Source organism: Methylobacterium brachiatum, from assembly GCF_020523825.1.
Lineage (GTDB): Bacteria > Pseudomonadota > Alphaproteobacteria > Rhizobiales > Beijerinckiaceae > Methylobacterium > Methylobacterium brachiatum.
In genome coordinates this window covers 140864-166718 of sequence record NZ_JAJALK010000007.1, presented here as the reverse complement: position 1 = coordinate 166718, position 25855 = coordinate 140864, and the positions used below count along the sequence as shown (strand labels likewise).

The 25855-nt window shown below is 68.2% G+C and carries 26 protein-coding genes, 1 tRNA gene and 1 riboswitch; of the genes, 10 read left to right on the top strand and 17 right to left on the bottom strand.

The features are described 5' to 3' along the window. The first annotated feature begins 58 nt into the window (after window positions 1–58). Window positions 59–2200: a TonB-dependent receptor gene (locus tag LGR69_RS17490; protein WP_208601084.1), complete on the top strand. Its 2142-nt coding sequence runs from the start codon at window positions 59–61 to the stop codon at window positions 2198–2200. A gap of 284 nt (window positions 2201–2484) precedes the next feature. Next, window positions 2485–3588: an oxidoreductase gene (locus tag LGR69_RS17485; protein ID WP_230366816.1), complete on the top strand. Its 1104-nt coding sequence runs from the start codon at window positions 2485–2487 to the stop codon at window positions 3586–3588. A 540-nt stretch (window positions 3589–4128) separates the two neighbouring features. Here the strand turns inward: LGR69_RS17485 and glmS are convergent. Both glmS and panS read right to left on the bottom strand, forming a co-directional pair. After that, entirely contained in the window at window positions 4129–5955 is a 1827-nt protein-coding gene (gene glmS, locus LGR69_RS17480; RefSeq protein ID WP_230366815.1) for a glutamine--fructose-6-phosphate transaminase (isomerizing), read from the bottom strand. Between the two features lie 168 nt (window positions 5956–6123). Beyond that, the gene (gene panS / locus LGR69_RS17475; RefSeq protein ID WP_230366814.1) at window positions 6124–7056 is read right to left on the bottom strand and encodes a ketopantoate/pantoate/pantothenate transporter PanS; all 933 of its coding nucleotides are present in this window, start codon (window positions 7054–7056) and stop codon (window positions 6124–6126) included. Between the two features lie 450 nt (window positions 7057–7506). On the opposite strand from panS, the gene msrA reads away from it, so the two are divergent. Then, on the top strand, window positions 7507–8025 hold the full coding sequence (msrA, locus tag LGR69_RS17470; protein ID WP_230366813.1) for a peptide-methionine (S)-S-oxide reductase MsrA: 519 nt from the start codon (window positions 7507–7509) through the stop codon (window positions 8023–8025). Window positions 8026–8082: 57 nt separating this feature from the next. On the opposite strand, the gene LGR69_RS17465 is transcribed toward msrA, so the two are convergent. From LGR69_RS17465 to LGR69_RS17450, 4 genes are all read right to left on the bottom strand, one after another. Further along, window positions 8083–8292: a hypothetical protein gene (locus tag LGR69_RS17465; protein WP_007557779.1), complete on the bottom strand. Its 210-nt coding sequence runs from the start codon at window positions 8290–8292 to the stop codon at window positions 8083–8085. A 234-nt stretch (window positions 8293–8526) separates the two neighbouring features. Continuing rightward, window positions 8527–8787 carry a hypothetical protein gene (locus LGR69_RS32220; protein ID WP_370881385.1) on the bottom strand — a complete coding sequence of 87 codons (261 nt, stop codon included), beginning with the start codon at window positions 8785–8787 and terminating at the stop codon, window positions 8527–8529. After that, window positions 8784–9026 carry a hypothetical protein gene (locus LGR69_RS17455; RefSeq protein WP_230366812.1) on the bottom strand — a complete coding sequence of 81 codons (243 nt, stop codon included), beginning with the start codon at window positions 9024–9026 and terminating at the stop codon, window positions 8784–8786. The genes LGR69_RS32220 and LGR69_RS17455 overlap by 4 nt, the downstream gene beginning before the upstream one ends. A gap of 65 nt (window positions 9027–9091) precedes the next feature. Continuing rightward, window positions 9092–9490, bottom strand: coding sequence for a hypothetical protein (locus LGR69_RS17450; protein ID WP_230366811.1), 399 nt, complete (start codon window positions 9488–9490; stop codon window positions 9092–9094). A gap of 153 nt (window positions 9491–9643) precedes the next feature. Here LGR69_RS17450 and LGR69_RS17445 point away from each other — a divergent pair, with 153 nt between their 5' ends. Then, entirely contained in the window at window positions 9644–10174 is a 531-nt protein-coding gene (locus tag LGR69_RS17445; RefSeq protein ID WP_128754886.1) for a DUF2721 domain-containing protein, read from the top strand. Window positions 10175–10438: 264 nt separating this feature from the next. On the opposite strand, the gene LGR69_RS17440 is transcribed toward LGR69_RS17445, so the two are convergent. Then, window positions 10439–10690 carry a DUF6894 family protein gene (locus tag LGR69_RS17440; protein WP_122161160.1) on the bottom strand — a complete coding sequence of 84 codons (252 nt, stop codon included), beginning with the start codon at window positions 10688–10690 and terminating at the stop codon, window positions 10439–10441. 491 nt (window positions 10691–11181) lie between these two features. Between LGR69_RS17440 and LGR69_RS17435 the strand changes: the two genes are divergently transcribed. Together LGR69_RS17435 and LGR69_RS17430 are read left to right on the top strand one after the other, a co-directional pair. Continuing rightward, window positions 11182–11946 (top strand): Crp/Fnr family transcriptional regulator, encoded by a 765-nt coding sequence (locus LGR69_RS17435; RefSeq protein ID WP_230366810.1) that lies wholly within the window; start codon window positions 11182–11184, stop codon window positions 11944–11946. A 2-nt stretch (window positions 11947–11948) separates the two neighbouring features. Continuing rightward, window positions 11949–12212 carry a hypothetical protein gene (locus LGR69_RS17430; protein ID WP_230366809.1) on the top strand — a complete coding sequence of 88 codons (264 nt, stop codon included), beginning with the start codon at window positions 11949–11951 and terminating at the stop codon, window positions 12210–12212. A 277-nt stretch (window positions 12213–12489) separates the two neighbouring features. On the opposite strand, the gene LGR69_RS17425 is transcribed toward LGR69_RS17430, so the two are convergent. Continuing rightward, a complete protein-coding gene (locus tag LGR69_RS17425; protein ID WP_230366808.1) occupies window positions 12490–13464 on the bottom strand; it encodes an alpha/beta fold hydrolase in 975 nt (324 codons plus the stop codon). Between the two features lie 118 nt (window positions 13465–13582). Then, window positions 13583–13945, bottom strand: a complete 363-nt coding sequence (locus tag LGR69_RS17420; RefSeq protein WP_230366807.1) for a hypothetical protein — start codon at window positions 13943–13945, stop codon at window positions 13583–13585. 267 nt (window positions 13946–14212) lie between these two features. Between LGR69_RS17420 and LGR69_RS17415 the strand changes: the two genes are divergently transcribed. Both LGR69_RS17415 and LGR69_RS17410 read left to right on the top strand, forming a co-directional pair. Further along, complete coding sequence (locus LGR69_RS17415) at window positions 14213–15391, top strand: zinc-dependent alcohol dehydrogenase (protein WP_007557768.1); 1179 nt, start codon at window positions 14213–14215, stop codon at window positions 15389–15391. A gap of 372 nt (window positions 15392–15763) precedes the next feature. Next, a riboswitch (FMN riboswitch) is annotated at window positions 15764–15908 on the top strand. A 77-nt stretch (window positions 15909–15985) separates the two neighbouring features. Then, the gene (locus tag LGR69_RS17410; RefSeq protein WP_230366806.1) at window positions 15986–16420 is read left to right on the top strand and encodes a 6,7-dimethyl-8-ribityllumazine synthase; all 435 of its coding nucleotides are present in this window, start codon (window positions 15986–15988) and stop codon (window positions 16418–16420) included. A 187-nt stretch (window positions 16421–16607) separates the two neighbouring features. Here LGR69_RS17410 and glmU read toward each other — a convergent pair whose 3' ends face one another. The 3 genes from glmU to LGR69_RS17395 all read right to left on the bottom strand — a co-directional run bounded on the left by glmU (window position 16608) and on the right by LGR69_RS17395 (window position 20750). Beyond that, window positions 16608–17984 carry a bifunctional UDP-N-acetylglucosamine diphosphorylase/glucosamine-1-phosphate N-acetyltransferase GlmU gene (gene glmU, locus LGR69_RS17405; RefSeq protein WP_230366805.1) on the bottom strand — a complete coding sequence of 459 codons (1377 nt, stop codon included), beginning with the start codon at window positions 17982–17984 and terminating at the stop codon, window positions 16608–16610. A gap of 78 nt (window positions 17985–18062) precedes the next feature. Then, a complete protein-coding gene (gene rpoN, locus LGR69_RS17400; RefSeq protein WP_230366804.1) occupies window positions 18063–19640 on the bottom strand; it encodes an RNA polymerase factor sigma-54 in 1578 nt (525 codons plus the stop codon). 399 nt (window positions 19641–20039) lie between these two features. Next, on the bottom strand, window positions 20040–20750 hold the full coding sequence (locus tag LGR69_RS17395) for a Crp/Fnr family transcriptional regulator (RefSeq protein ID WP_091857971.1): 711 nt from the start codon (window positions 20748–20750) through the stop codon (window positions 20040–20042). Window positions 20751–21105: 355 nt separating this feature from the next. Here LGR69_RS17395 and LGR69_RS17390 point away from each other — a divergent pair, with 355 nt between their 5' ends. After that, on the top strand, window positions 21106–21384 hold the full coding sequence (locus tag LGR69_RS17390; RefSeq protein WP_122159268.1) for a DUF6894 family protein: 279 nt from the start codon (window positions 21106–21108) through the stop codon (window positions 21382–21384). A gap of 9 nt (window positions 21385–21393) precedes the next feature. On the opposite strand, the gene LGR69_RS17385 is transcribed toward LGR69_RS17390, so the two are convergent. The 4 genes from LGR69_RS17385 to LGR69_RS17370 form a co-directional block, all read right to left on the bottom strand. Continuing rightward, on the bottom strand, window positions 21394–21774 hold the full coding sequence (locus LGR69_RS17385) for a hypothetical protein (RefSeq protein WP_230366803.1): 381 nt from the start codon (window positions 21772–21774) through the stop codon (window positions 21394–21396). Window positions 21775–21778: 4 nt separating this feature from the next. Next, on the bottom strand, window positions 21779–22009 hold the full coding sequence (locus LGR69_RS17380; protein ID WP_007559959.1) for a hypothetical protein: 231 nt from the start codon (window positions 22007–22009) through the stop codon (window positions 21779–21781). Between the two features lie 99 nt (window positions 22010–22108). Beyond that, window positions 22109–23698 (bottom strand): OpgD/OpgG family glucan biosynthesis protein, encoded by a 1590-nt coding sequence (locus tag LGR69_RS17375; protein ID WP_230366802.1) that lies wholly within the window; start codon window positions 23696–23698, stop codon window positions 22109–22111. A 94-nt stretch (window positions 23699–23792) separates the two neighbouring features. Beyond that, window positions 23793–24458, bottom strand: coding sequence for an SCO family protein (locus LGR69_RS17370; protein WP_007559955.1), 666 nt, complete (start codon window positions 24456–24458; stop codon window positions 23793–23795). A 255-nt stretch (window positions 24459–24713) separates the two neighbouring features. Between LGR69_RS17370 and LGR69_RS17365 the strand changes: the two genes are divergently transcribed. Next, the gene (locus LGR69_RS17365) at window positions 24714–25616 is read left to right on the top strand and encodes an MBL fold metallo-hydrolase (RefSeq protein WP_230366801.1); all 903 of its coding nucleotides are present in this window, start codon (window positions 24714–24716) and stop codon (window positions 25614–25616) included. A 98-nt stretch (window positions 25617–25714) separates the two neighbouring features. On the opposite strand, the gene LGR69_RS17360 is transcribed toward LGR69_RS17365, so the two are convergent. Further along, window positions 25715–25791: transfer RNA gene (locus LGR69_RS17360), tRNA-Pro, on the bottom strand. Window positions 25792–25855 lie beyond the last annotated feature (64 nt).

Genomic DNA, 25855 nt, shown 5'->3' with positions numbered 1-25855 from the left:
GCTTGCTTCCGTTCCTCGCGGAGCGTGAATGAAACGATATAACACTGTGTGAGTCTCGATGACCCCGACCTTCCGCCACGCCGTCCTGGCCGGCACGATCCTGTCGGCGCCCCTCTCCGCCGGCCTGTTCGCCGCTCCGGCGCAGGCGCAGAAGGCCGTCGCCCTCGACGAGATCAGCGTCACCAGCCCCAGCCCGATCCAGGCCACCAAGCCCGTCGCGGCGCCCGCGGCACCGCTGCAGACCGGCATCCTGCCGGTGGCGACAAACACGTTCTCGCCCGTCACCGTGGTGACGCAGGACCAGATCGCCCGCGACCAGCCCCGGACCCTGGGCGACGCCCTGTTCGACCGGCCGGGCATCTCGTCCACCACCTACGCGCCAGGCGCGGCCTCGCGGCCAATCATCCGCGGCCTCGACAATGCCCGGGTGCGCATCCAGGAGAACGGCATCGTCAACGGCGGCGTCTCGGATCTCGGCGAGGACCACGCCGTCCCGGTGAACCCGCTGGTCGCCGACCGGATCGAGGTGATCCGCGGCCCCGCGACCCTGCGCTACGGCTCCGGCGCCATCGGCGGCGTGGTCTCGGCCGACAACAACCGCGTGCCGACCTTCATCCCGGCGAACGGCGTGCAGGGGCAGGTCACCACCGGCTTCTCCAGCGTCGATAACGGCCGGCTCGGCGCCGCGACCGTGGATGCCGGCGGCGACGGCATCGCGGTCCATGCCGACGGGTTCAGGACCGCCAACGACAGCTACGCGATCCCCGGGGGGATCCAGCGCAACTCCTACAACGAGTCGCAGGGCGGCGCGGTCGGCATCTCGGCGATCGGCGACCGCGGCTTCGTCGGCATCTCGTTCAGCCATTACGACGCGATCTACGCGATCCCGGGCGGCACCGCCGAGCAGGACCGCACCCGCCTCACACCGAACCAGGACCGGGTCCTGTCGCGGGGCGAGTACCGGCCGCTCGACGGACCGTTCGAGGTGATCCGCTACTGGGCGGGCTACTCGGTCTACCGCCACAACGAGGTCGGGATCGGCGAGGACGGGATCGAGGGCGTCCAGGCGATCTTCAAGAACCGCGAGGCGGAGGGGCGCCTGGAGCTCCAGCACGTCCCGGTCGAGACCCCGTTCGGCGTGCTGACCGGCGCGCTCGGCTTCCAGTCGGACCGAAGGGTGATCAACACCCAGCTCGAATCGTTCCTGCCCAAGACCGAGTCCCGGGCCAACGCGGTCTACCTGTTCGAGGAGCTGGAGCTGCGCCCCGGCACGCGGCTTCAGGCGGCCGGGCGCTACGAGGTCGACCGGCTGTCCAGCACGGCGGCGCAATTCCCGACGGATTTCACCCCGGTCGACGGGCTCGACCCGCTCCAATACGCCCGGACCCGGCGCTTCGCCCCGAAGAGCGCCAGCATCGGCGCCCTCCAGGACCTGCCCTTCGGCTTCGTGGCGAGCCTCAACGGCTCCTATGTCGAGCGCGGACCCACCGGCTACGAGCTGTTCTCGCAGGGGCCGCACGACGCCACCGCGACCTTCGAGATCGGCAATCCGGACCTCAAGAAGGAGCGCGCCCGCACGGTGGAGGCCAGCATCCGCCGGGCCGAGGGCCCGCTGCGCCTCGACGCCACCGGCTACTACACGCGCTATACCGGCTTCATCTACCGCAACTTCACCGGGCTGGCCTGCGACGACGATTTCGCCTCCTGCGGCAGCGGCACCGAGAACCGGCAGGTCGTCTACCAGCAGCAGAACGCCACCTTCTACGGCGCCGAGATCATCGGCCAGTACGACGTCCTGCCGGTGGGCAACGGCTTTGCCGGCATCGAGGCGCAGTTCGACTTCGTGCGCGCCCAGTTCGACAACGGCACCAACGTGCCGCGCATCCCGCCCTACCGGCTCGGCGGCGGCGTCTACCTGCGGGCGGACGGTTGGTTCGCCCGGGTGAACCTGCTCCACGCCTTCGACCACCAGGCGACCGCCCTGTTCGAGACGCCCACCCCGGGCTACGACGACCTGCGCGCCGAGCTGAGCTACACGAAGCTGGTCGATCCGACGGTCTACGGGGCGAGCGCGATCACCCTCGGGGTGCAGGGCCGCAACCTGCTCGACGCCGACATCCGCAACTCGACCTCGTTCAAGAAGGACGAGATCCTGTTGCCGGGACGGAACGTGCGGTTGTTCCTGACGGCGCGGTTCTAGGGACGGGCCTGGGCAGCGGGCGCACCGGACACCCGTCTCACGCGACGGCCGGTGCGCCGCTCCGTCATTGCGAGCGCGGCGAAGCAACCCAGGGCAGCGCGCGATCCCCGAAGGTGGCGCATCACTGGGTCACTTCGCTGCGCTCGTGATGACGGTGGGGCATGAGCTGGTGGCGGCCTCCGATTGAACGGCCGGACGATGCTCCATGCTTCGGAGGCGGTGAACCCGGGCGGTCGCGCGGCTATCATCGCGCCGTCCCGATGGCCGGGCCGGACGAGACCTGAATGGCGAGCGCACCTGCACCGATCCGAGTCGGCCTGATCGGCTACGGCTATGCCGGCAAAACCTTTCACGCCCCCCTGATCCGGGCTGTTCCGGCGCTCGACCTCCGGGTGGTCGGCTCGCGCGACCCGGCCAAGGTCCGGGCCGACCTGCCCGGTATGACCGTCATCGCCGAGCCCGCCGCGGTCGCGGCGTCGGACGACGTCGACCTCGTGGTGATCGCATCGCCGAACGACACCCACGCGCCCCTGGCCCGGCTGGCGCTGCAAGCCGGCAAGCACGTGGTCGTCGACAAGCCCTTCACCCTCGACCTCGCCGAGGCGCGGGACCTGGTTGCGCTGGCACGGCACCGGGACCGGATGCTGTCCGTGTTCCACAACCGGCGCTGGGACAGCGACTATCTCACCGTCCGGGCGGCCATCGCGGAGGGTCGCGTCGGCAAGGTCCGGCACATCGAGTCGCATTTCGACCGGTTCCGCCCGCTGGTCCGCGACCGCTGGCGGGAAGGGGCCGGCCCTGGCGGCGGCATCTGGTACGATCTCGGGCCCCATGTCGTGGATCAGGCGCTCCAGCTGTTCGGCCTGCCCGACCGGATCACCGCGAACCTGGCGCGGCTGCGCCAGGGCGCCTTGTCCGACGACTGGGCCCATGTCGTGCTCGACTATCCGGACCTGCGCGTTGTCCTGCAGGCCAGCATGCTGGTCGCCGGCGGATCGCCCCGCTTCCTCGTCCACGGCGAGGCCGGCAGCCTCGTCAAGCAGCGCCTCGACATCCAGGAGCAGCAACTCCTGGCCGGCCTCGCTCCGGGGGCGCCGGGTTGGGGGGAGGATCCGGACGGGATCGCCATCCATGACGGCACCGGCGCCGTGACGCACGCGCCTGCCGTTGCCGGGGATCAGCGGCACTACTACGCGGGCGTCGCCCGGCAAGTCGCGCAAGGCGCCATCGACCACACCGTCGCCCTCGAGGCGCTTCAGGTGATGGCCTGCATCGAGGCGGCGCTGATCTCGGCGCGGACGGGAACGTCCGTGGTGCCGCCGCTCACGCCGGAGGAGCGGGATCTGTCGGGGCTCGCGGAAGACGGCGCGGCTTCGCCCCACGCGTGAAATCGACGGGCGCAGCCAACCTTAAGACGATAGCTTCATCCGACCCAATGAGCCGCGCCGGGTCGGTGCCGCTGGCCCCTATCGTCGATCCACGATGTCGGGCTGTCAGCGGCCCGCACGCCTACGGCGCGGTAGCGGTCTTCACGCTGTCGTGCCGGTTTGCCTCGGTCAGGCGGAGGCCGTCGGTTCGGCAAGCCCACTCTGACGGGCGGACCGCTGGCAGTGGTCATGACGGACGCAGAAGTCGCGCGATCTGCGTCTCAAGATCATCTGAACCGAGCGGCCGGGCCATACCGACCCATCCGTACCCGCTCTGTCAGATACGCTCGCTCCCGCGGGCAGTGATAGCCTCGATTGTCACGCGTCCATGTCTAGCCGTATCGGCCATGCCATGACGCCTCGGTGAACCGCCGAATGCGCCACGGCACCGCGCTCGTTGGAAGCCCGAAGCGCGGTGCCTGCTGGATCCTCTCACCCGGCCGTCTTGTTCCGCGCGTCGTTCATCTGCCGGGGCGACGGATTCCCTGATCGCCCGTGCGGCTACTCCACGGTGACCGACTTGGCGAGGTTCCGGGGCTGGTCGACGTCTTTCCCCATGAACACCGCGGTGTGGTAGGCCACCAGCTGGATCGGCACCGCGTACACGATCGGTGCCACCGTGGCGTCGAGGTCCGGCATGGTCACCGTGGCCATGGTGTCGAGGCCGTGCTCGGCCGCGCCCTTGGCGTCGCCGATCAGCACGATGCGCCCGCCGCGCGCGGCGACCTCCTGCATGTTCGAGACCGTCTTCTCGAACACCGCGTCGTGGGGCGCGATCACGATCACCGGCACGCTCTCGTCGATCAGCGCGATCGGCCCGTGCTTCAGCTCGCCCGCGGCGTAGCCCTCGGCGTGGATGTAGCTGATCTCCTTCAGCTTCAGCGCGCCCTCCAGCGCCATCGGGTAGCTGGTGCCGCGGCCGAGATAGAGCACGTCGCGCGCCTTCGCGACGTCCCGGGCGAGAAGCTCGATCTCCGGTTCGCGGGTCAGCGCCTCCGCCATCAGGCCCGGGGCCTTGATCAGCGCGTCGACCAGCCGGCGCTCGCCGGCGGCGTCGAGGGTGCCGCGGGCGCGGCCGGCCGCGATGGCCAGGCACAGCAGCACGGTGAGCTGGCACGAGAACGCCTTGGTCGAGGCTACGCCGATCTCGGGGCCGGCGAGCGTCGGCATCACCACGGAGGATTCCCGCGCGATGGTCGAGGTCGGCACGTTGACCACGCACAGCGTGTGCTGACCCTGAGACTTGGCGTAGCGGAGCGAGGCCAGGGTGTCGGCGGTCTCGCCCGATTGCGAGATCACCAGCGTCAGCCCGTCCCTCTCCAGCGGCGCCTCCCGGTAGCGGGCCTCGGAGGCGACGTCGATCTCCACCGGCAGGCGCGCGACCTGCTCGAACCAGTAGCGGGCCACCAGCCCGGCATAGAAGGCCGTGCCGCAGGCGGTGATGTAGACGCGGCTGAGCTTGGCGAAGTCGAAGGGCAAAGCCTCCGGAAGCATCACCCGGCCGTTGGCCATGTCGACGTAATGGGCGAGCGTGCGGCCCACCACCTCGGGCTGCTCGTGGATCTCCTTCGCCATGAAGTGGCGGTACTCGCCCTTGTCGATCCGGTAGGCCTGCGTGGCGATCTTCTGGCGCGGGCGCTCGACCCGGGCGCCGGATTGGTCGCGGATCTCGGCGCCGTCGCGGGTCAGGATCGCCCAGTCGCCCTCGTCGAGATAGGTGATCGCGTCGGTGAAGGGCGCGAGCGCCAGGGCGTCTGAGCCGAGATAGGTCTCGCCCTGGCCGAACCCGACCGCGAGCGGCGCGCCGTGGCGGGCGCCGATCAGCAGGTTCTCCTCGCCGGAGAAGATGAAGCCCAGCGCGAAGGCGCCGCGCAGCCGCGGCAGGGCGGCGGCGACCGCATCGACCGGGCTCATCTGCCGGTCCATGTTGCGGCTGACCAGCTGGGCGACGACCTCGGTGTCGGTCTCGGTCTCGAAGACGACGCCGTCGGCCTCGAGCTCGTGCTTCAATTCGCGAAAATTCTCGATGATGCCGTTATGGACGACGGCGAGCCGCTTGGTGGCGTGCGGGTGGGCGTTGGTCTCGTTGGGCCGGCCATGGGTCGCCCAGCGGGTGTGGCCGATGCCGATCGTGCCGGTGAGCGGCTCGCGCTCCAGCCTCTCCTCGAGGTTGACCAGCTTGCCCGAGGCGCGGCGGCGCGCCAGCTGCCCATGCTCCAGGGTGGCGATGCCGGCGGAATCGTAGCCGCGGTATTCGAGCCGCCGCAGGGCCTCGATCACCTGCCCCGCCACCGCGTCGCGCCCGACGATGCCGACGATGCCGCACATGGAAGTGTCTCTCGTTTTGACGCCCGGGTGGCCGCGCGCGGACCGGCCGCGCAAGGTCCGGGCCGTTCGCTCACCGCCGAGCCAAGCGGGACGTGTACCGGATCAGGGCCGCACAGGGCCAGCCCCGGCGACAGGGCTGTGGCCGCGGGGGGCGCCGCCGCGGTTGCCCTATCGCGGCGCGGTCCCGCGCGCGGCGACGGCCCGGTTCCGGCCCGACCAGTGGCCGGCCAGGATTGAGCCCGATAGGTTGTGCCATACGGAGAAGACCGCCCCCGGCAGGGCGGCCAGCGGTGAGAAATAGAGCTTGCCCAGCGCCGCCGCGAGGCCGGAATTCTGCATGCCGACTTCCAGCGCCAGGGTCCGGCAGGTGCTCTCATCGAAGCCGAGCAGGCGCCCGCTCCAGTAGCCGCAGACCAGGCCGGCGCCGTTGTGCAGCGCTACCGCCAGCAGCACGAGGGGCCCGACCGCGGCGATGCTCGCCCGGCTTCCGGCCACCACGGCGCCGATGATCAGCAGGATGGCGGCCATCGACACGATGGGCAGCGCGCGCTCGAAGCGCCCGACCAGACGCGGCGCGAGCCGGTTGAGCGCCAGCCCCACGGCCACGGGCGCGGCCACGATCTCCACAAGGCTGGCCAGGAGCCCCGCCACATCCACCGGCACGGCGGCGTCGACGTAGAAGCGCACCAGGAGCGGTGTCGCCACGAGGCCCACCAGCGTCGAGGCGACGGCGACCGTCACCGACAGGGCGACATCGCCGCCGGCGATGTAGACCATCAGGGTGGAGCTCGTGCCGCTGGCGACGCTGCCGACCAGCACCATGCCGGTCGTGAGCTCCGTGCCCATACCGAGGGCGTGGGCGATGGCCCAGGCGGCGGCGGGCATCACGAGGTAATGGACCACGACGCCGGTCGCGACCGGCGCGGGCCGGGCCAGGATCCGGCCGAAATCCGCGGGCGTCAGCGTCACCCCGAGGGCGAACATGATCACGGCCAGCAGCACGGCGACGTGCGGGAGTATCGGGAGGAACATGTCCGGCGCGACGTAGGCGGTGGCCGCGGCCAGGACGGCGCAGACGGGAAACACGCGGTTGAGCAGCATCGTGCGGGTCGATGTCCGGAAAGGCGGCCGTGTCCCAGCTGCGTGGAGGCGCGTCAAGCGTGGGCTTGCCCGCGGGCGTCGCTATCGGATCTGAGCTGCCGCGGTGGTTTTCGTGGTGCAATAAAATCCACGGCATGCTTGCGGTACACGCGGGCGACTGTTCGCGTCGCGGCCATAGGACGGACGCTGACAGTCAGCTTTGGGTGGATGTCCGCCGGTCGGTTTTGCGGCGGCAATGCGTGGAAGCGGACGATGTCTTTGACCCCCCTCACGGCCCACAGCGGACGCCTATCAGCCATTCAAGGGTGGAGGCCCGGCTACAAGGGTATCGATCAGACCGGTGAGTAAGGAGGTCCGGACGCGGGCTTCACGGGGGCGGGGTACAGGGTCGCGGGGCAAGTGCCCACGGAATCCCTATCTAGGAGCATGGCGGAGCCTACGGAGGACAACATGGCGAGCGAGAGAGCGGTGCTGGCAGGCGGCTGTTTCTGGGGCATGCAGGACCTGATCCGGCGTCAGGACGGTGTCCTGTCGACCCGTGTCGGCTACACCGGTGGCGATGTGCCGAACGCCACCTACCGCAACCACGGCACCCATGCTGAAGCGATCGAGATCGTCTACGACCCGGCCAGGACGAGCTTCCGGCGCATGCTGGAATTCTTCTTTCAGATCCACGACCCGACGACGCCGAACCGTCAAGGCAACGACCGCGGGCCGAGCTACCGTTCGGCGATCTACTACATCGACGACGACCAGCGTCGGGTTGCGGAGGATACCATCGCCGACGTCGACGCGTCCGGCCTGTGGCCCGGGAAGGTCGTGACCGAGGTGGCGCCCGCCGGACCGTTCTGGGAGGCCGAGCCCGAGCACCAGGATTACCTGGAGCGGCGGCCAGACGGGTACACCTGCCACTTCGTCAGACCGAACTGGATCCTTCCCGTACGGTCTGCGGCCACGCAGAACGCCTGATCGCGGCTAGAGGCGTTGGTGCTCCCGAGCGCCAACGCCTCGCCGATGGGGCCGCGATTATCGTAAAGTGGCGGATTCCCCGTCCTTCAGGCGTCGTTCCTCACCATCGGGGCCGCCCTGCGCGACATGGTCGTTCAGGCGGCCCAAGTGCTCGAAGACGTGTTCGAAGGCTGCGACGGCAGCCGTCTCGAAGGCGCCATCGCCCTTGCCTTGGGCGTCCTTGAGGGCGCCCAGCAGGGCGCGGTGCTTCTCAGTATCGGTAGACATGCGCTTCTCCCGGCCGGCGACCGTACCGACTCGGTGAGCCAAGCTCCTTCATCGGTGCCGGTTCCTGCGGAGCGCCTCACGCTCCGACCGCAGGGCGCCGTTCACCACCGGTCATGCCAAGAGCGGGTCCTGACCGAACAGCCCGTGCCGACAACGCTCGACCCCGGCATCAAGCCTTTGATCGTCGCGACATAACCTCTGGCGGCAAGACCGCGTCCCTCCACCCCGGCAAACCTAGGCGGAGCCGTTGCCGCCCGTCGCGCCGTGGACCTCGCCGGTGACGTAGCGCACCTCTCGGCTTGCCAGGAAAACGTAGACCGGGGCGAGCCCCAGCGGCTGGCCAAAGCGGCCAAGCGACACTTCAGCCTTTAGCGTGTCGACCGCGGCCTGAATCTGACTGCCGAAGTGGCAGGCGGCCGATGCCGACCTCGTCGATGCGTCGAACGCCTCAAGCAGGTCCGACGACGCCCGACGATCAGTATTCCGCTCCGTCAAAGAGCGCGCAGGCCTCGCGCCGCGACGTCTGTTGACGCGCCGCGGCGTTTAGGGCGGCTGGATCGCACTGGGCGCTGCGCGGAGTTCTGTATTGCGCTTCCGATTCCTTGCACTTCCTGTCGCCGACTTGCCGTCCAGGCGTAGTTCATCGCCACCGTCAGCAGCATGGCATTCTGGGCGATCCTTGCGTTCAACCGAAACGCCTCCTCGGCCAGCCGAGCGACCTCGTCGTAGAGCATTTTGGTCTCCGATCTGGGTTAGGCACCGCAGGCTGCCCCGAAATCCAATCGGCTCACAGGTGTGCCTAGGAGAACGCACAATCCTGCGGCCCGACCGCCGTTCGGTCACCGAGGACACTGCGGCCAGACGCGATGATTTGTACGGTCTGCCGGCGATCACAGGCGGTCCGCGCCAGGACCTCTAAATCGCGCAGGTAGGAGATCAGCAATTCGTGCGGAATTTCATCTGTGTTAAGGGCGTCACCAACCTTGGATGACACGGTGCGCTCAAGCTCAGTCCAGAAAGTGGGGGAAAGTTCCGCTTGGTGATTCATGGCTGCCGCTCGATCCGAATGTGCCGAACTCCTTTTGGACTCTCCTGGCCCGGCAACTCCATCCAATGTTAGATTTTGTTCGTTTTGAAGAATGATTTTACTGCTCGCCAGCGCGCCGAGTTCACCGCCGGGATCAAGACCGGCCGCCATAGGCCAGGTTCTGCAGCGTGCGGATACGGAGATTCACGTGGGGTTCTGATCGAACATTACCCCGTGTCCGCGATTGAACTCAGATAGTTTGGAGAGCGCCCCACGCTTTCCGCGGTCTCAGGCCGCCGCAAGGCATGGGAGCAGCTGAACCCTATGAACTTGGATCTCGCAAATGTGCTGAAGGTGATTGGGCCGGCAGCGTCGCTCATTTTCGCGGCCTGGATTTTCGTAGGCTTCCTTCAAACCAGATACGATGCCGCCGTAGAACGCTACCGAGACATAATCGAAACATATAGAACGTCCGATCTATCTGGGAGCAGAAAATCCAACATGATAGATCAGATCGTGCACTATAAGCGTCGCTGCGAGCTGATGAGCAGGGCAACAGGATGTGGATTGGTGTCCGCAATTCTACTGATATTTACCTTGATATCCGGCGGTATCGCTTTATCTTTCCCGGAGGTGGAATCCCTGAAATTTTTAAGTGCCGGATCCGCATTGCTCGGCTTGCTGCTCGTTATTGCGGGCACCATCATCGTGATGTTCGAAGGAAGGATAATTTATCGGCAGATACATACCGAGTTGCTCGACCTACCGGACCTTGCAGAGAGCATAGGAGAGGAAGCCGGCGCCGTAACCGATCCGAAGAGGCACGCGCATAATACGGAGCGAGGTCGGTCGTGAGGCCGCTGCTCTGGCACTCACGAGCTTTGGGAGCGGCCCGCCAGTCGGGTTAATGGGGGCTCGAGCATGCTGGAAGTCATCCCCGGCCCCCGTTTGTGCCGCCGCGCCTCTGATGGGGGTGGGCCGCAGGCTTGCTCGGCACGAGGTCCAGGACCGGCGCAGGTACGGGAACGAGGCACCGCTACGCCCGACCCCGCCATCTGATCGCATTCCGGGGCGTGGGGTTAGCCGGGCTGAGGCCGTCGTCCGGCCCTCAAGAGGGCGCTACGTACCCGCACGCGGAATGTGCCACGTGCCCATTAAGTCGAGCGAGGCGGAGTAAACCACCGCTCCGCCCTCGTTCCGGACACGCACTGCGAAGGTATGACGATCGCGGTCTGGGATCTTGTTGCGTGCCATATCCGGAAGGGCATCAAGTGCCTCAATACGGGCTGCGTCAACGCTCGGTAATTCGAAACCTTCCTCATCCTGAAAGCGGAAATCCCCGTCATCGGTATCGAAGAAAAAATGCGGCATTGTATGTCCAGTCTTCACGCAGGCGGGAGCATTCGCATCTCTCTGCCGTTAACGCCCAGATATTCGTCGACGGTATATTCTTTTACGCTAACGCACAGAACGGAAAACTATCATACGTCATTCATAAGTTCGAATGACGGATAGAACAATGTCAAACGACGGCGAAATCTTAAATATCAAACTTATCAGAGATGTTTTGCATTCCGGCCCTAAAGTTAAGTATGGCCTGATCAGATCACATGCGCACTGATCGAGGGCCGCATCACGCCTTCACCCGTCGAACCTCGTCGTACGAGCCGATCCGCCTTCATTCAAATGCTGAAGCTCCATCCGGCGGATGCTCTGCATCTGCGCTTCGCTCCGTCCGAAAGCGAACAGTTGTAAAGCCGCGGTCACCTGCCTGCTGCAGACCGCGAATATCCATCATATGACAAAGTTTTTATCGAAAGCTGGACGTAAGGACGCAGGCCCCCCTTCGCTGCCGTGGTCCGATGCAAGATGCGCTGATCCGCAAGCTTGAGAGCTTCGAGGAACTGACGAGCGCCGACCGGGAGGCGTTGCGCGGGTTCGCTTCGCGGGTTCGGCAGGTGGGGGCTCGAACGGACCTGATCCGAGAGAACGACGTCCCCGGCAATGTCCATCTCATCCTCAGCGGCTATGCCTGTCGCTACAAGGTCCTGGCGGACGGCCAGCGCCAGATCATGGCCTACTTCGTGCCCGGGGATTTCTGCGACCTCAACGTGTTTATCCTTGACCAGATGGACCACAATATCGGCACGGTCTCAGCCTGTCAGGTCGTAGAGATCCCACGACAAGCCATCGAGGAGATCACGGCGCGCCACCCGCGGGTGATGCGGGCTTTGATGTGGTGCGCTCTCGTGGATGAGGCCGTGCTGCGGGAGTGGCTCGTCAACCTCGGCAGCCGTCCGGCCGATCAGCGCATCGCGCATCTGTTCTGCGAGTTGCTGCTGCGCCTGGAAGCGGTGGGGCACGTCAACGACAACAGCTATCTGTTCCCGTTCACCCAGACCGATATTGCTGACACGATGGGCCTGTCGGACGTTCACGTGAACCGAACGATCAAGGAGTTGCGCCGGCTCGATCTCATCACGCTGAAGAGCCGAGTCCTCACAGTCTTGGACGTCGAGCAGCTCAAGACGTATTGCGGGTTCAATCCCAATTACCTCCATATCAGGAACACGCGTTGGAGCGGCCGCCGGCAGGTGCCTTGGTTGAGCAGCGCTCTGGGAGGGTAGAGGTGGCTGGCCAGGACAACGTCGAGACCCTGGTCGTGCTCCAGCCCATCTCGGTCGACACGGCGAGCCCGGACCAGGTCGGCATGCTGGTGATCGCCAACGGGCTGCTCGTGGCGGTTCTGGTCCGTCTCGACGCACCGGAGCATGCGCGCTGCGGGAGCTGGTTCCTGGAGGTTGGATTGGGCCGTCTCGCGGGAGCGCGCGCACCCACGTTCGACACGCTTGAGGACGCCACGCGCTGGATGCGACAACGCCTGAAGCGCTAGTTTACGCCGAACGCCGTGTAGCCATCGAAGGACCGCCTCGGGAATACGCGAGCGGTTGCCATGCTGCTGGAAAGTAACGCCGTGAAATTGGCAGCGCCGCAACAAGACCGGACAGTTTCCTCACTGATGAGGACCCGAGACGTCACTATAGTATCTAAGCTCGGTCCCGCGTCAGCGTGTCTCAAACGGGTGCTGCCGCCTCTGGGAGCCGTGCGCTTGCGCCTGCAACGCAAGGCCCGGGCCGCGACGCGCTCCGGCACCGGTCGAGGCCCGGATCTCAGGCGACCGCCCGAATGGCAGGCTCCGACGCGCGCGCCACGGCCGCGATCACCTGATCGGGCGCGAGGTGGTGGATCATGTGGCCCATGCCGGGGACGACCATGAACGTGCTGCCGGGCAGCTCCCGGTGGAGCCGCTGCGATTGCCGGCCAACATCGGCGATCTGATCGTCCCCGCCCGTGATGATCACGACGGGGATCCTTAGGTCCCGGTAATGGTGCTGAAGCTCCGCGGCGGCCGGCGTCATCGTGGCGGCATCCTCCGCCGAGGCACGCAGCTGCAGCGGGCGCAGCATCATGTCCTTCGGGAAGGCGTGATCGAAGCGCTCCGAGACGGCTGCCGGCGCGAACATCCCCTTGATCAGGGCGGGCAGCATCAGGCGCCCGGCCAACGGCGACACCGTGTAGCGCATCAGGTCGCCAATCCCGGGGATCGCCACCGGAGCGGTGAGGATCACGTCGGCGCGCAGTGTGGGATAGTAGTAGCCCGAGGCCAGGACGAGGCTGCGCACCAGGTGCGGGGCCTGCAGCGCCAGGGCGACCGCCACCAGCGTGCCCCAGGAATGGCCGAGCACGACGGCTCGCGACACGTCGAGCCGCTCCAACGCCTTCTCGAACAGGGTGGCGTGGGCGCGGGGCGTCCAGAGGCCCCGGGGCCGATCGCTGTAGCCGTAGCCGGGCCGGTCGAAGATGATGACGCGGTGGCGCTTGGCGAGATCGTCGACGATGCCGCTCACCAGGAAATCCTGGATCAGGGTACCGTTGCCGTGGATCAGGACCAGCGGTTCCCCGTGACCGCGCTCGATGTAATGCAGGCGCAGCCCATCGATAGTCATGAACTGGCCGATCGGCGGGGTGCGCCGCTCCGCCTTGCGGGTCGCCGCCAGCGCGTAGAGGGCCGAGGCGCCCAGGGCCGCGACCGAACCTACCAGGGTCGGGACGAGCCAGGGGCGGGAGGGAGAACGACGCGTCATGATCTGATCCTGAAAGGTAAGGCCGTGCTCCTGATCAACCGGATCAATCCGAAGCGATGCCGTCCGGGCGGAGAGCGCGACGGCTGACGCGTCGCGCAGCGTGTTGTGGGACGCGGTTCTACGGCAGCGCGCCGATCATGCCCTTGGCTTCGGTCATCGTGTGCTCGCAGGCGCGCTGCTGACCGGCGCGATCCTCGTCCACCGCCCGGCCGATGAGCCGCCGCGCGTCGGAGATGTGGGCCGCCGTCGAGATCATGTGCGCGTCGCTCGGCGCGCCGGCCGGCGCCTGCGCCAGGGCCTTCGGCGACTTGCTGCTGCGGATCGTGTGGCCGTCCTGAAGGCCGGCCACGTGGATGGCGCCGGCGCTGTCGAGGCGGCGTTCGATCGTCCCGATCTGCTCGGCGCAGGAACTGGCCCGGACCGGCAGCTGCGAGAGACCGAGCAAGAGGACGGAGGCCCCGAGGGCGAGTGTGAGACGCATAGGCGATCCTTGAGGTGCGGGGTTCGGGCTCGCGCGGCGAGCCAGGCCGGCGATGGCGCGGCCTGAACCGAAAACGGGATGCAGCCGCGATGATCGAACGGCCGCAGAAATATTGCACTGCAATAGAGAAACACTGGGCCGCCCCGATCGATCCGTTCGGAGAGGGAAAATATTTAGCGGGTCTCCAGCGCGTAATTCCCCGGGATCATTTGGCCGAAAGCGCCGGTTAGATCTATCGACGCCTAAAAATCGATGGAGATGTTTTGAATGAAAGCGCTCACCTGGCAGAGCCGCGGCACGATCACCTGCGAGACCGTGCCCGATCCGACGATCGAGCACGGGCGGGACGTGATCATCAAGGTCACCGCCTGCGCGATCTGCGGCTCGGATCTGCACCTGATGGGCGGGTTCATGCCGACTATGGAATGCGGTGACATCCTCGGCCACGAGACCATGGGCGAGGTCATCGAGGTCGGGCGCGACAATCACAAGCTCAAGGTCGGCGACCGCATCGTGGTGCCGTTCACGATCTGCTGCGGCGAGTGCCGGCAGTGCAAATGGGGCAATTGGAGTTGCTGCGAGCGGACCAATCCGAACGGCAAGCTGCAGGCCCAGACCTACGGCTACCCGCTCGCCGGCCTGTTCGGCTTCTCGCACATCACCGGCGGTTTCGCCGGCGGCCAGGCCGAGTATCTGCGCGTGCCCTACGCGGATGTCGGCCCCATCGTGGTACCCGAGGGGCTCAGCGACGAGCAGGTCCTATTCCTCAGCGACATCTTCCCCACCGCCTACCAGGCAGCCGAGCATTGCGACATCGGCCCGGAGGATACGGTCGCGATCTGGGGGTGCGGGCCGGTGGGCGTGCTTGCCGTGAAGTGCTGCTATCTCCTGGGTGCCAAGCGCGTCATCGCCATCGACAGCGTGCCTGAGCGGTTGGCGCTCGCCCGCGAGGCCGGCGCGGAGACCATCGATCTCGGGCATCAGAACGTGCAGGACACGCTCATGGAGATGACCCACGGCCTGGGCCCCGACTCGGTGATCGAGGCGGTCGGCATGGAGTCCCACGGGGCCGACACCACGCTCCAGAAGGTCTCCTCGGCGATCATGGAGCACACGGTGAGCCTGGAGCGGCCGTTCGCGCTCAACCAGGCGATCCTGGCCTGCCGCCCCGGCGGCAACGTCTCGATGCCCGGCGTCTTCGCCGGCCCCGTCGGACCGGTGGCGCTCGGCATCCTCATGAACAAGGGCCTGACCCTGAAGACCGGCCAGACCCACATGGTCCGGTACATGAAGCCGCTCCTGGAGCACATCCAGAACGGCGACATCGACCCGTCCTTCATCATCAGCCACCGCTCCACCAACCTGGAGGAAGGGCCGGCGCTCTACGACGCGTTCCGGGACAAGACCGACAACTGCACGAAGGTCGTGTTCAAGCCGCACGGCTGATCGCGAGCGCGGCGGCATCAGCCGCCGCGTTTGCGGTGACGACCTCACCCCGGCGATGTTCGGAGGCACCGAGTCTCGCGATTGCGCCACACCAGCAATCGCACGCCGATCCCCGGCGCCACGATGCCGAAGTTGCTTGCCGAAACACAGCTCCGGCATGTCTGCTTCGGCGCCATGACGTCTCCCACGTGGCCAACCGGCTTTCGGCCAGTCTCAGTCATCAGCCGCGGCTTGCGTGAGTGTCTCGGACAAGTGGATATCTGCCTGTGCGCTTTGGGGCGGCGATACATAGAAGCGGACATCGTCGCCGAGCCCGCTCACGACCCATTGCGGACGGCTCTTGTCTCACCCTGATCCCGTTCGCTATCGTGCCCGCGTTCTCAGGGCGGGGTGAAACTCCCCACCGGCGGTATGCGGCTTCGGCCGCGAGCCCGCGAGCGCCCTCCGCGAGGAGGGGTCAGCAGATCAGGTGCGATGCCTGAGCCGACGGTCACAGTCCGGATGAAAGAGAACGTGTCCGCCGTCCGCGCATCCGTGCGCGGCGCGTGACCGTGATCGCCTTGGGTGACGTGTCTGTCGCGAAAGGAGATCACGGTGACACTCGCCCGCTTCGCTTTCATCAAAGCCGCTTGGCATGCCGACGTTGTCGAACAAGCGCTCAAGGGCTTCCTAGAAGTCGTTCCCGCCGATCAGGTCGACGTGTTCGACGTGCCCGGCGCATTCGAGATGCCACTGTTGGCCCGCGATCTGGCTGCTACCGGCCGTTATGCTGCTGTTGCAGCAGCGGCCCTCGTGGTGGACGGGGGCATCTACCGTCACGAGTTCGTCGCGCAGGCCGTGATCGATGGCTTGATGCGCGCGGGCTTGGACAGCGGCGTGCCGGTGCTGTCAGTGTCCCTTACCCCGCATCACTACCGCGAGGGAGCGCACCATAGCGACATCTACCGGGCGCACTTCGTCACGAAGGGGCGAGAGGCGGCAGAGGCGGCCCTGATGATCGTGCAGACCCGCGAACGCCTCGCCGCCTGACGCCGATCACGACGAATGCCCTGCGCTCCGCCGGAGGGCAGCTTTCCACCCTCAGCCGAAGCTGCCGGACGACCGACTAACGGCCGCTTTCGGGAAGAGCTGACGGCGGACCCGACGACCGGGTTGGGTCGAGGTCGGCCATCGCACACCCAAGCCGAGATCGGCAGCAGACCTCGGCCAGCGCGCCTCAACGCCCCCCGCGCAACGCCTTCTCGGCGAGCAGCGCCGCTCGCTTTAGCTTCGCCCAGCCCGGCTTCACCGCCTGCCGGCCGCGGGCGACCGCCATGGCGTCTGCCGGCACGTCGTCGGTGATGACCGAGCCGGAGGCCACATAGGCCCCCTCCCCCACGGTCACCGGCGCCACCAGCGCCGAGTTCGAGCCGATGAAGGCGCCGGCACCGATATTGGTCCGGTGCTTGAGCACGCCGTCGTAATTGCAGGTGATCGTTCCGGCGCCGATATTGGCCTTCGCCCCGATCTCCGCGTCCCCGAGATAGGTCAGATGCGCGGCCTTGGCGCCCGGCCCCATATGGGCGTTCTTGAGTTCGACGAAATTGCCGAGTTCGGCGCCCGTCTCGAGGACGGCATGACCGCGCAGCCGCACGAACGGCCCGATGCGCACGCGCGCCTCCAGCACGGTGTCGGTCAGATGGGCGAAGGCCCGCACCGTGCAGCCGTCCGCGACCCGCACGCCCGGCCCGAACACGACGTGCGGCTCCACCACGACGTCGCGTCCCAGGATCGTGTCGTGGCTCAGGAACACCGTCTCGGGGGCGACGAGCGTGGCGCCGCCCAGCATGGCGCTGTGGCGCAGCCGGGCCTGGATCGCGGCCTCGGCGATTGCGAGCTGGACCCGGTCGTTGACGCCCTGCGCCTCCGCCTCGTCCACGGGCACGACCGTGACTGACAGCCCCTCGGCGACGGCGAGCGCCACCGCGTCGGGCAGGTAATACTCGCCGGCGGCATTGTCGTTGCCGATGCGCCCGAGCAGCGTCAGGGCGTGTTGCCCCGACAGGGCCATCAGGCCGGCATTGCACAGGGTCACGGCCCGCTCTTCCTGGCTCGCGTCCTTCTCCTCGCGGATCGCCAGGACACGGCTGCCCTCGGTGAGCACCCGGCCGTAGCCGGTCGGATTTGGGCTCTCGAAGGCGAGGACCGCCACCGCCGCGCCGTCAGCGAGCGGCGCGCGGAGTCGCAAAAAGGTCTCGGCGCTGATCAGCGGCGTGTCGCCGAAGGCGATGACCACGTCGTCGTCGGGCGTCTCAAGCACCGCCCGGGCGGCCAGCACGGCGTGGGCGGTACCCAGGCGCTCGGCCTGCGGGAACACCTGCGCGCCGGGCGCCTCCCGGGCGATCTCGGCGGCGACGTCCTCGCGGCCGGGCTCGGCGACCACGGCGATCCGGCCGGCGCCCGCCGCCTGCACGGCGGCGAGCACGTGGCCCAGCATGGTCCGCGCGGCGATCCGGTGCAGCACCTTCGGCAGGTCCGAGCGCATCCGCGTGCCCTTCCCGGCCGCGAGCACGATGGCGGTGAGGCTGCGCGGGGGCGTAGCGGGAGGAGTCATTGCGGGTCCAGGCATCGTGATTCGGCGCGCGACCGATGGGCCGGACGCCGCCGCGACGCAAGACCGTCCCGCCGGATCTCAGCGCAGGGCCAGCGCCCCGTGATGGGCGGAGCCGTGGGCGTAATGCTCGCGGCGGCGCTCGATCGAGCTCGGGATGCGCAGGGATTCCCGGTACTTGGCCACGGTCCGGCGGGCGATGTCGACGCCCTCGCTGCGCAGCTTCTGCACCAGCGCGTCGTCCGACAGCACGTCGTCCGGCGTCTCGCCGTCCACGAGCTGCTTGATCCGGTGGCGCACGGCTTCCGACGAATGGGCCGCCATGCCGGCCGCGCCCGGAATCGCCGCGGTGAAGAAGTACTTCATCTCCAGGGTGCCGCGGCTGGTGCCGATCGCCTTGTTGGAGGTGACCCGGGACACGGTCGATTCGTGCATGCCGATCGCCTCGGCCACGGTCTTGAGGTTGAGCGGGCGCAGATGCGTGACGCCGTGGACGAAGAACCCGTCCTGCTGGCGCACGATCTCGGTGGCGACCTTCAGGATCGTGCGGGCGCGCTGCTCCAGGGAGCGGGTCAGCCAATTGGCATTCTGCAGCGCCTCCGACAGGAACGCCTTGTCGCCGTCGGCCGAGGCGCCGCGCACGACGCGGGCATAGTAGCTCTGGTTGACCAGGACCCGGGGCAGTGCCTCGCCGTTGAGCTCCACCAGCCAGGACCCGTCCGGGGCCGCGCGCACGAACACGTCCGGAATCAGCACCTCGACGGCGCTCGAGCCGAAGGCGCGGCCGGGCTTGGGATCGAGCCGCCGGATCTCGCCCAGCATCTCGACGAGATCCTCGTCGTCGACCCCGCAGAGGCGGCGCAGGGCGCCGAAATCGCGCTTGGCCACGAGGTCGAGGCGCGAGACCAGGGCCTGCATGGCCGGATCGAACCGGTCGCGCTCGCGCAGCTGGATCGCCAGGCATTCGGCGAGGTCCCGGGCCGCGATCCCCGGCGGGTCGAAGCTCTGGACCAGGGTCAGCACCCGGGCCACGGTGGCCGGATCGGCGCCGAGGCGCTCGGCCACACCCTCCACCGTCTCGCGCAGGTAGCCGGCCTCGTCGACCGCGTCGATCAGGAAGCCACCGATCAGCCGGTCGGACGGGTTGCGGGTCGCGAGATCGAGCTGGCTCGCCAGGTGATCGCGCAGGGAGATCTCGGCCGTCAGGGCGGCCTCGAAATCGGGCGCGTCGGAGTCGAAGCTGCCGCCGCTGCTGCCGTAGGGGGGCGGCGTCAGCGAGAGCATGTCGCCGCCGGAGGCCTCTTGCGCGTGGATGGGGGCGTCGTCCGGGAAGACGTTGTCGAGCCGGGTGTCGAAATCGGCCTCGATCTCGCCGCGGCTGGGATTGAGTTCGGTGGGCTGCCACGAATCGGGGTCGGCGGCGTCGAAATCGCCACCCGAGGCCGCTTCGTCGGACGGGCCGCTCGCCTCGGCGGATTCGGCGGGCCCCGATCCCTCGGATTCGGCCCGTTCCAGCAGCGGATTACGCTCCAGCTCGGCCTCGACATAGGCGGCGAGATCGAGGTGCGACAATTGCAGGAGTTTGATCGCTTGCAGGAGCTGCGGCGTCATCACCAGGGCCTGGCCCTGACGCACTTCCAGCCGTTGCACCAAACTCATGCGAGGCCCCGATGCCCTTTCAGCGTGATCGACCAGCCGAGCTGCGCTGCTCGCGGCATGGTTATTGCTTGTCGTGCGAGATCACCTGTAACCCGATCGCCAGCGCGCGTCAAAGATCGTCGGTGCCGAACGGGGCCGGGAAAGGCCGAAGGGCGTGGATCCGTTGTGCGCGCGCCACAGCCGGCCTGCCGCCCAGTTTCAGGGCGAGGCTTTAACGAAGCGCTCTTTGTGCATCGTCAGGCTTGCGCGGATCCCGCGGGACCGCGATCGGCCTCACGCGTCGCTCCTTCGGAGCACAGCCCGGCCTGTCGGCTTGGCCGAATGGGGATCGTGTGCCCGCCGGGGCAGCGGTCGCTCAGGCGCCGGGCCAAGCTCGACCGGATCGCGACGGCCGGCGCGTCAGCCCTGCGCGAGGAGCCGCTCGTACTCGGCCTCGGCCGGCCCGTAGGCGTCCCCGGCCAGGTCTTCCAGCTTGTCGCGATCGGTCACGATGATTCGCCCGCGGCGGGCCTTGATCATGCCCGAGCCCTCGAGAACGTGCGTCGCGGTCGTGACCCCCGGACGCCGGACGCCGAGCATCATCGCCAGGAACTCGTGCGTGAGGATCAGCTCGTCCTTCTGCAGCCGGTCGTGGGTCATCAGGATCCACCGGGCGAGCCGCGCCTCGATGGTGAGGTCCGTGTTGGCGTAAACGGTGTGGCCGACCTGGACGATCAGGCTCTGGACGTATCGCCCGAGCAGGCTGCGCAGCGGTGCGCTCTCGTCGAGCGCCGCCTGCAGGACCGCGGCCGGGAGCCGCAGGGCCACCAGGTCGGATTGGACCAGGGCGGTGTGCGGCGTCCGGTCGGCCCCCAGCACGAGCGGGGCGCCGCACATCCCCTCGTAGCCGATGACCCCGATCTCGATCCGGCCCTCGACCGTGTCGGCAACCAGCGACACGATGCCTTCCTCGATGAAATGCGCATGGGTGATCGGCTGAAGCGGCAGGATCAGCAGCTCACGCAGCGGCACCGACACGGTTTCCAGCGCGGGCGCGAGACGGGCGAAATCCTCGGGTGGCATGAGACGGAGCAGACGATTGCGGACGCCATCCTGCTTCGGTCGATCCAAGGCTCCGCTCCAAAGTCGGTGCTAGAGCGCGGCCAGTCTCTCGGTTCCCGGCGCTGAAGCTTGTCTGATCTCGAAGGACTCGAGGTAAACGGCCGCCGCCCGACCACAAGCGAAATTGAGCTTGTCCGGGGGCTATGTACGCTTTCAGACGATGATGCGCCGACGCGTCGAGTCTGTTTCAATTAACCCGCGGGAACAGACTCGGTTTCCCGGTTGAACGCTTTCCCGTCACCCCGACGATGGTCAAACGACTTCCGATCGCGCATGGCGACCGCGCGGCACGCCTTGACCCAGGTTAACGACAATAATGATCCGGGCGGGCTAATTGTAGGCTTGGTTCCGGGGGCGGTGTGCCGTGCGCTATTTCACCGACTTCATCACCGGAACGGCCTTGTCCCGCGACGAGGAGGGCCTCGAATTCTGCGGGCGGCGGGAAGCCTGCCGGTCCGCAGCGGAAGCGCTGGTGGAAGTCGCCAACGACACGCTTCGGGCGACGCAGACATCGCCCGTGGGGTCCGATCTGGCCGACCTGCACTTGGAGGCGCAGGTCCGGAACGAGGCCGGCACGGTGGTCTTCCGGGCTCAGCTCACCCTCGCCTTGGACTGGCCGGACACGCGCGTCGGCCAAGGCTGATCCGGCGCATCACCAGCCGCAATTCGGGATCGGCGGCTGCGGCTTGGCCAGGGCCGCCTTCTCGATCGGCACGACCGGACCCCAGGCGTATTTCTGCGCGTGCGGCGTCACGTTGGCGAACACGCAGCCGAGCTGGAAATGGCTGGCGCCCATTTCGCCCGAGAAGCCCATGCAATCCAGGAAGGTCCAGGTCTTCGGGACCGGGATCATCGAGCGCCAGCGGGGCATCGCCACCGGCGAGCAGACCTTGACCGCCCCGGTGCCGTCATCGGCGTTGAGGGCGCTGTCCGGCGTCTGCGCCCCGGCCGGTGCCGCCGCGAGGCCCACGAGGAAAAGGACGATCGGGATCGCGCGCTGCGCTGCCGATCGAAGCGTCTCGGGTGCGTTCATCGGGTCAGTGCATCGTCCGCCACAGGGTCGCGAGGATCGCGAAGCCGATCACGTTGTACAGGATCGCCCAGATCCAGACCCCCATCACGGCCTTGCTCGGCTGGCGGGGCCGCTGGCGGCCGAGGCGCAGGCGGTGCCGGTCCTCGGGCGTCGGCCAGATCGCGCTCCGCGGGGCCTTCAGCAGACGGGTCAGGGCCTCGGGCAGGTTGAGGCCGGGCGGCGGTTCGCCGTTCATGACGGCCTCGGATGCGGCGGGACGGCGCGACGCCGCCCGGGATCACCCTTCTACAGAGGGCCGCGCCGGCCCGGCAATGCGGCGGAGCGGCCTTTCGGCCTACAGCACCGTGCCGGGCGCCTGCGGATAATACTGGTAGGCCCAGGTCTCCGAGAGCAGCCGGTCGCCGTTCTTGAGCTGCAGCCGCATCTCGACCGGCTCGGGACCTTCGGCGAAAACCTTCAGGAACACCCGCCAGGGGCTCGGCTTGCCGTAGGGCGCCCAGGTGGCCCCGACCTCCTCGGCAGAGCCGCGCGACAGCGTCAGCGCCACCGTGGCCTGTTCCGGGTTGAGACCCGCCAGGGCCGCGCCCTCGAATTCCAGGACGAACTGGCGCACGAGGTTCGCCCGGCCCGCACGCCTGTCCGCCTCGGAGAGCCAGGAGGCTTTGGTCGCCCGGGTCGCGACGCAGCGGGCCAGATCGGTGGCGACCGGCTCGGTCACCGGCCAGTGCAGGCGGTAGGCGAAGCTGCGCTCCGACCCCGCGCCCGGCGGGTCGGCCGGCACCCACATGGCGCCGATATTGTCGTCGGTTTCCTGGTGGGTCGGGATCTCGACGAGCTGCACGCTGCCGGCTCCCCAATCGCCCTGCAGCTCGACCCAGATATGCGGGCGGTTCTCCTCGAAGCCGTCGTCGATGTAGTTGTCGAAGGACCGGTCGCGCTGGAGCAGGCCGAACCCCTTCGGCGAGCGGTCCGCGAAGGCGCTGACGCTGAGCCGCGGCGGGTTGTTGAGCGGCCGCCAGATCAGCTCGCCGGCGCCGGTCCGCATCAGCAGCCCGTCGGAATCGTGCACCTCGGGCCGCCAGTCGCTGGCGAGGAACCGGCTCATTCCCTCGGAATACCACAGCATCGAGGTCAGCGGCGCGACGCCGAACCGCTCGACCGGCTTGCGGATGTAGAGCGTGCAGGCGACGTCGATCACCACATGCGGCTCCTTCCGGGCGGTGAACCGGTAGGCGCCGGTGAGGCTCTGGCCTTCCAGCAGCGCCAGAATGGTGACCGCCCCGTCCGCGGCCGGGGAAACGTAGAAGCGGGTGAAGACCGGGAATTCCTCCGTCTTGCCCGGTCCCGGCGCCGTGTCGATGGCGATGCCCCGGGCCGAGGCGCCGTACTGCGCCCCGTCGCCGGCCGCACGGAAATAGGAGGCCCCGAGGAAGGCCAGCCAGTCGCCGTCGGCGCCGGGCTGGTCGGCCGGGACCTTCTGGAAGCGGACACCGGCAAAACCGGCGCCGTCGGGCAGGTCCTTGCCGGGATTTCCGGGCGGGTAGGCGAAGAGGTCGCGTGAATACAGGACCTCGCGCGCCTGGCCGCCTTCGAGCGCATAGATCTTCACCGGATGCCGGAAGAAGTTGCCCAGGTGGAAGAACGTGACCGGGTACGGGCTTTCCGGGAATAAAGCGTGCCCCGGAGGATAGCGGATCTCCTGGAGCGGCCCGTAGGTCAGCGCGTCCAGCGTCGGCGAGGCCGGTGCCTCCGGGGGCGGCGCGTAGGGCCGGTCGCGCAGGCTGCGGGCCAGCGTCTTCAGCCGGTCGAAATCCATCGGCTCGGGTGCGGCCAGGCGCGGGCCGCCGGATGCGGCCAGGGCGGGGCGCGCGAGGGGCGAGAGGGCCAGCAGGCCCAAAGCTGTCAGGGCGCGTCGCGTGATCAAGCTCGAACCTCCGGGAATCGCCGGTCTGACGACCTGCCCCGCCCTCTAGTCACGCTGGAATGACCGCGCAATTTACCGCGGCGCCGGCTGAGGTTCAGCTTCGCGGGCCGCAGGCGTTGGTGGGGCCGTTGGTCTCCCACAGCGCGGCGCCGCCCCCGGGGGCGCATTGCCCCGGCAGCGCCAGGGTGATCAGCTTGGAGAGGGTACGGTCCTCGTCCTCGCCGTAGCCGATCTCGCCGACCATCCGGCCGGTCTTGTCGAACAGCCCAACGGTGGCGGAATGCTCCATCGTGTAGTCGCCGCCCTGGACCGGCACGCGCTTGTAGGCGACGTGGTAGGCGTCGGCCATGCGGGCGACCTGCTCGGGCGTCCCGACGAAGCTGCGGATCCGCGGATCGAACGCGGCCAGGTAGTCCCGCAGGCTCTCGGGCGTATCGCGCTCCGGGTCGAGGGTGACGAACACGACGTTGAGTCGGTCGGCGTCGCGGCCCATCCGGCCGAGCGCCGCCGACAGGGTCGCGAGCGTCGTCGGGCAGACCTCGGGGCAATGGGTGAAGCCGAAGAACAGGGCGGTGGGCTTGCCGAGCAGGTCGGCCTGGCTGACCGGCTTGCCGTCGAGATCCGCCATGGCGAAGCTGCCGCCGACCCGGCGGGGGTGGCTGAACTGGGAACCCTGCTGCAGGACGATCGCCCCCGTGCCGGTGGCGACCAGGGTGACGAGGGTGGCGGACGCGATGAGGGCGAGCGGGCTCGGTGCCATGCTGGGACCTGCGGCGGGGGCGTCGATGGGTTCCATATGGGGTTGGAATCGCCGCGCGCGATCCCGCTGCGGCGAGCCGGCCCCGCGGCGTTCCGGGAACCCGCTTCTACGACCCCGGTTTGCGTGACACCAGCGGCCGAAGCATCCAACGCCAGAGCGGTCGAATCCGCGGCGGGACAACATCGCGGCCGCAACGACCCGAGCAGCTCTGCCGAGACCGGCCTGCTCGGGCAACCCGCATGGGAGCAGCCCCGCATGGCCCAGCAGATTCCCGTCGACCCGAAGGCCCGCGCCGACGATCCGGCCCGCGATGCCGAGCGGGACGATTCCACCCACGCGATCACCGGCGACGTCGCCTATCGGCGGCTCGTGCTGGTCAACACCGTGTTCGTCGGCGCCCCCGGAGCCGGCGACCGCGGCTGGGTCCTCGTCGATGCCGGCGTGATGGGCGCCAAGGGCGCGATCAAGGCGGCGGCCGAAGCGCGGTTCGGCGCGGGCGCACGGCCCGCCGCGATCGTGCTGACCCACGGCCATTTCGACCATGTCGGCGTGCTCGAGGATCTTGCCGAAGAGTGGGATGTCCCGGTCTTCGCGCACGCCCTGGAGCGGCCCTATCTCGACGGCAGCGCCTCTTACCCCGCCCCCGATCCGAGCGTCGGCGGCGGATTGCTCGGGCGCCTGTCGCCGCTCTTCCCGACGAAACCGGTCGACGTGTCCGGGCGCCTGCAGGATCTGCCCGGGGACGGATCCGTGCCGCCGATGCCGGGCTGGCGCTGGATTCACACGCCGGGCCATGCGCCGGGCCATGTCTCGTTCTGGCGCGAGGCCGACCGCACCCTGATCGTCGGCGACGCCTTTGTCACCACGGCGCAGGAATCGGCCTACGCGGTGGCGGTCCAGGAGCCCGAACTGCACGGGCCGCCGATGTATCTCACGATCGATTGGGGCGCCGCGCGCCATTCGGTCCAGGCGCTCGCCGGCCTCGAACCCGAGCGCGTCATCACCGGCCACGGCCGCCCGCTCCAGGGCCCCGAAATGCGCAGGGCGCTCCATGCCCTCGCCGAGCAGTTCGATGAGGTCGCGGTGCCGGAGCACGGGCGCTACGTGGAAGCGCCGCTGAGCGCGGCCGACGGCTCAGCCTACGCGCCGCCGGATTGAACCGGCGCACGAAATCCCTCAGCGAGGCCGGGGCACGATGGCGATCGAATTGGGGCTGGTCGATCGGGCCGGCGCCAACGCGCAGTCCCTAAAAAATATGGTCGGAGTGGCCGGACTTGAACCGACGACCCCCTGTCCCCCAGACAGGTGCGCTACCGGGCTGCGCTACACTCCGACGCCACGTGGGCCCGGCGCTCTTAGCCGTCGCGCCCGGCCCGCGCAAGCCCTCAGCGACGGAT

Bases quoted from the DNA above. Each gene is read 5' to 3' on its own strand.
- LGR69_RS17445 (WP_128754886.1), top strand. From the start codon at position 9,644: ATGAACTTGGATCTCGCAAATGTGCTGAAGGTGATTGGGCCGGCAGCG.
- msrA (WP_230366813.1), top strand. From the start codon at position 7,507: ATGGCGAGCGAGAGAGCGGTGCTGGCAGGCGGCTGTTTCTGGGGCATG.
- LGR69_RS17415 (WP_007557768.1), top strand. From the start codon at position 14,213: ATGAAAGCGCTCACCTGGCAGAGCCGCGGCACGATCACCTGCGAGACC.
- rpoN (WP_230366804.1), bottom strand. From the start codon at position 19,640: ATGAGTTTGGTGCAACGGCTGGAAGTGCGTCAGGGCCAGGCCCTGGTG.
- LGR69_RS17425 (WP_230366808.1), bottom strand. From the start codon at position 13,464: ATGACGCGTCGTTCTCCCTCCCGCCCCTGGCTCGTCCCGACCCTGGTA.
- glmS (WP_230366815.1), bottom strand. From the start codon at position 5,955: ATGTGCGGCATCGTCGGCATCGTCGGGCGCGACGCGGTGGCGGGGCAG.
- panS (WP_230366814.1), bottom strand. From the start codon at position 7,056: ATGCTGCTCAACCGCGTGTTTCCCGTCTGCGCCGTCCTGGCCGCGGCC.
- LGR69_RS17490 (WP_208601084.1), top strand. From the start codon at position 59: ATGACCCCGACCTTCCGCCACGCCGTCCTGGCCGGCACGATCCTGTCG.
- LGR69_RS17455 (WP_230366812.1), bottom strand. From the start codon at position 9,026: ATGCTCTACGACGAGGTCGCTCGGCTGGCCGAGGAGGCGTTTCGGTTG.
- LGR69_RS17365 (WP_230366801.1), top strand. From the start codon at position 24,714: ATGGCCCAGCAGATTCCCGTCGACCCGAAGGCCCGCGCCGACGATCCG.
- LGR69_RS17450 (WP_230366811.1), bottom strand. From the start codon at position 9,490: ATGGCGGCCGGTCTTGATCCCGGCGGTGAACTCGGCGCGCTGGCGAGC.
- LGR69_RS17435 (WP_230366810.1), top strand. From the start codon at position 11,182: ATGCAAGATGCGCTGATCCGCAAGCTTGAGAGCTTCGAGGAACTGACG.
- LGR69_RS17380 (WP_007559959.1), bottom strand. From the start codon at position 22,009: ATGAACGGCGAACCGCCGCCCGGCCTCAACCTGCCCGAGGCCCTGACC.
- LGR69_RS17485 (WP_230366816.1), top strand. From the start codon at position 2,485: ATGGCGAGCGCACCTGCACCGATCCGAGTCGGCCTGATCGGCTACGGC.
- glmU (WP_230366805.1), bottom strand. From the start codon at position 17,984: ATGACTCCTCCCGCTACGCCCCCGCGCAGCCTCACCGCCATCGTGCTC.
- LGR69_RS17465 (WP_007557779.1), bottom strand. From the start codon at position 8,292: ATGTCTACCGATACTGAGAAGCACCGCGCCCTGCTGGGCGCCCTCAAG.
- LGR69_RS17385 (WP_230366803.1), bottom strand. From the start codon at position 21,774: ATGAACGCACCCGAGACGCTTCGATCGGCAGCGCAGCGCGCGATCCCG.
- LGR69_RS17440 (WP_122161160.1), bottom strand. From the start codon at position 10,690: ATGCCGCATTTTTTCTTCGATACCGATGACGGGGATTTCCGCTTTCAG.
- LGR69_RS17370 (WP_007559955.1), bottom strand. From the start codon at position 24,458: ATGGCACCGAGCCCGCTCGCCCTCATCGCGTCCGCCACCCTCGTCACC.
- LGR69_RS17420 (WP_230366807.1), bottom strand. From the start codon at position 13,945: ATGCGTCTCACACTCGCCCTCGGGGCCTCCGTCCTCTTGCTCGGTCTC.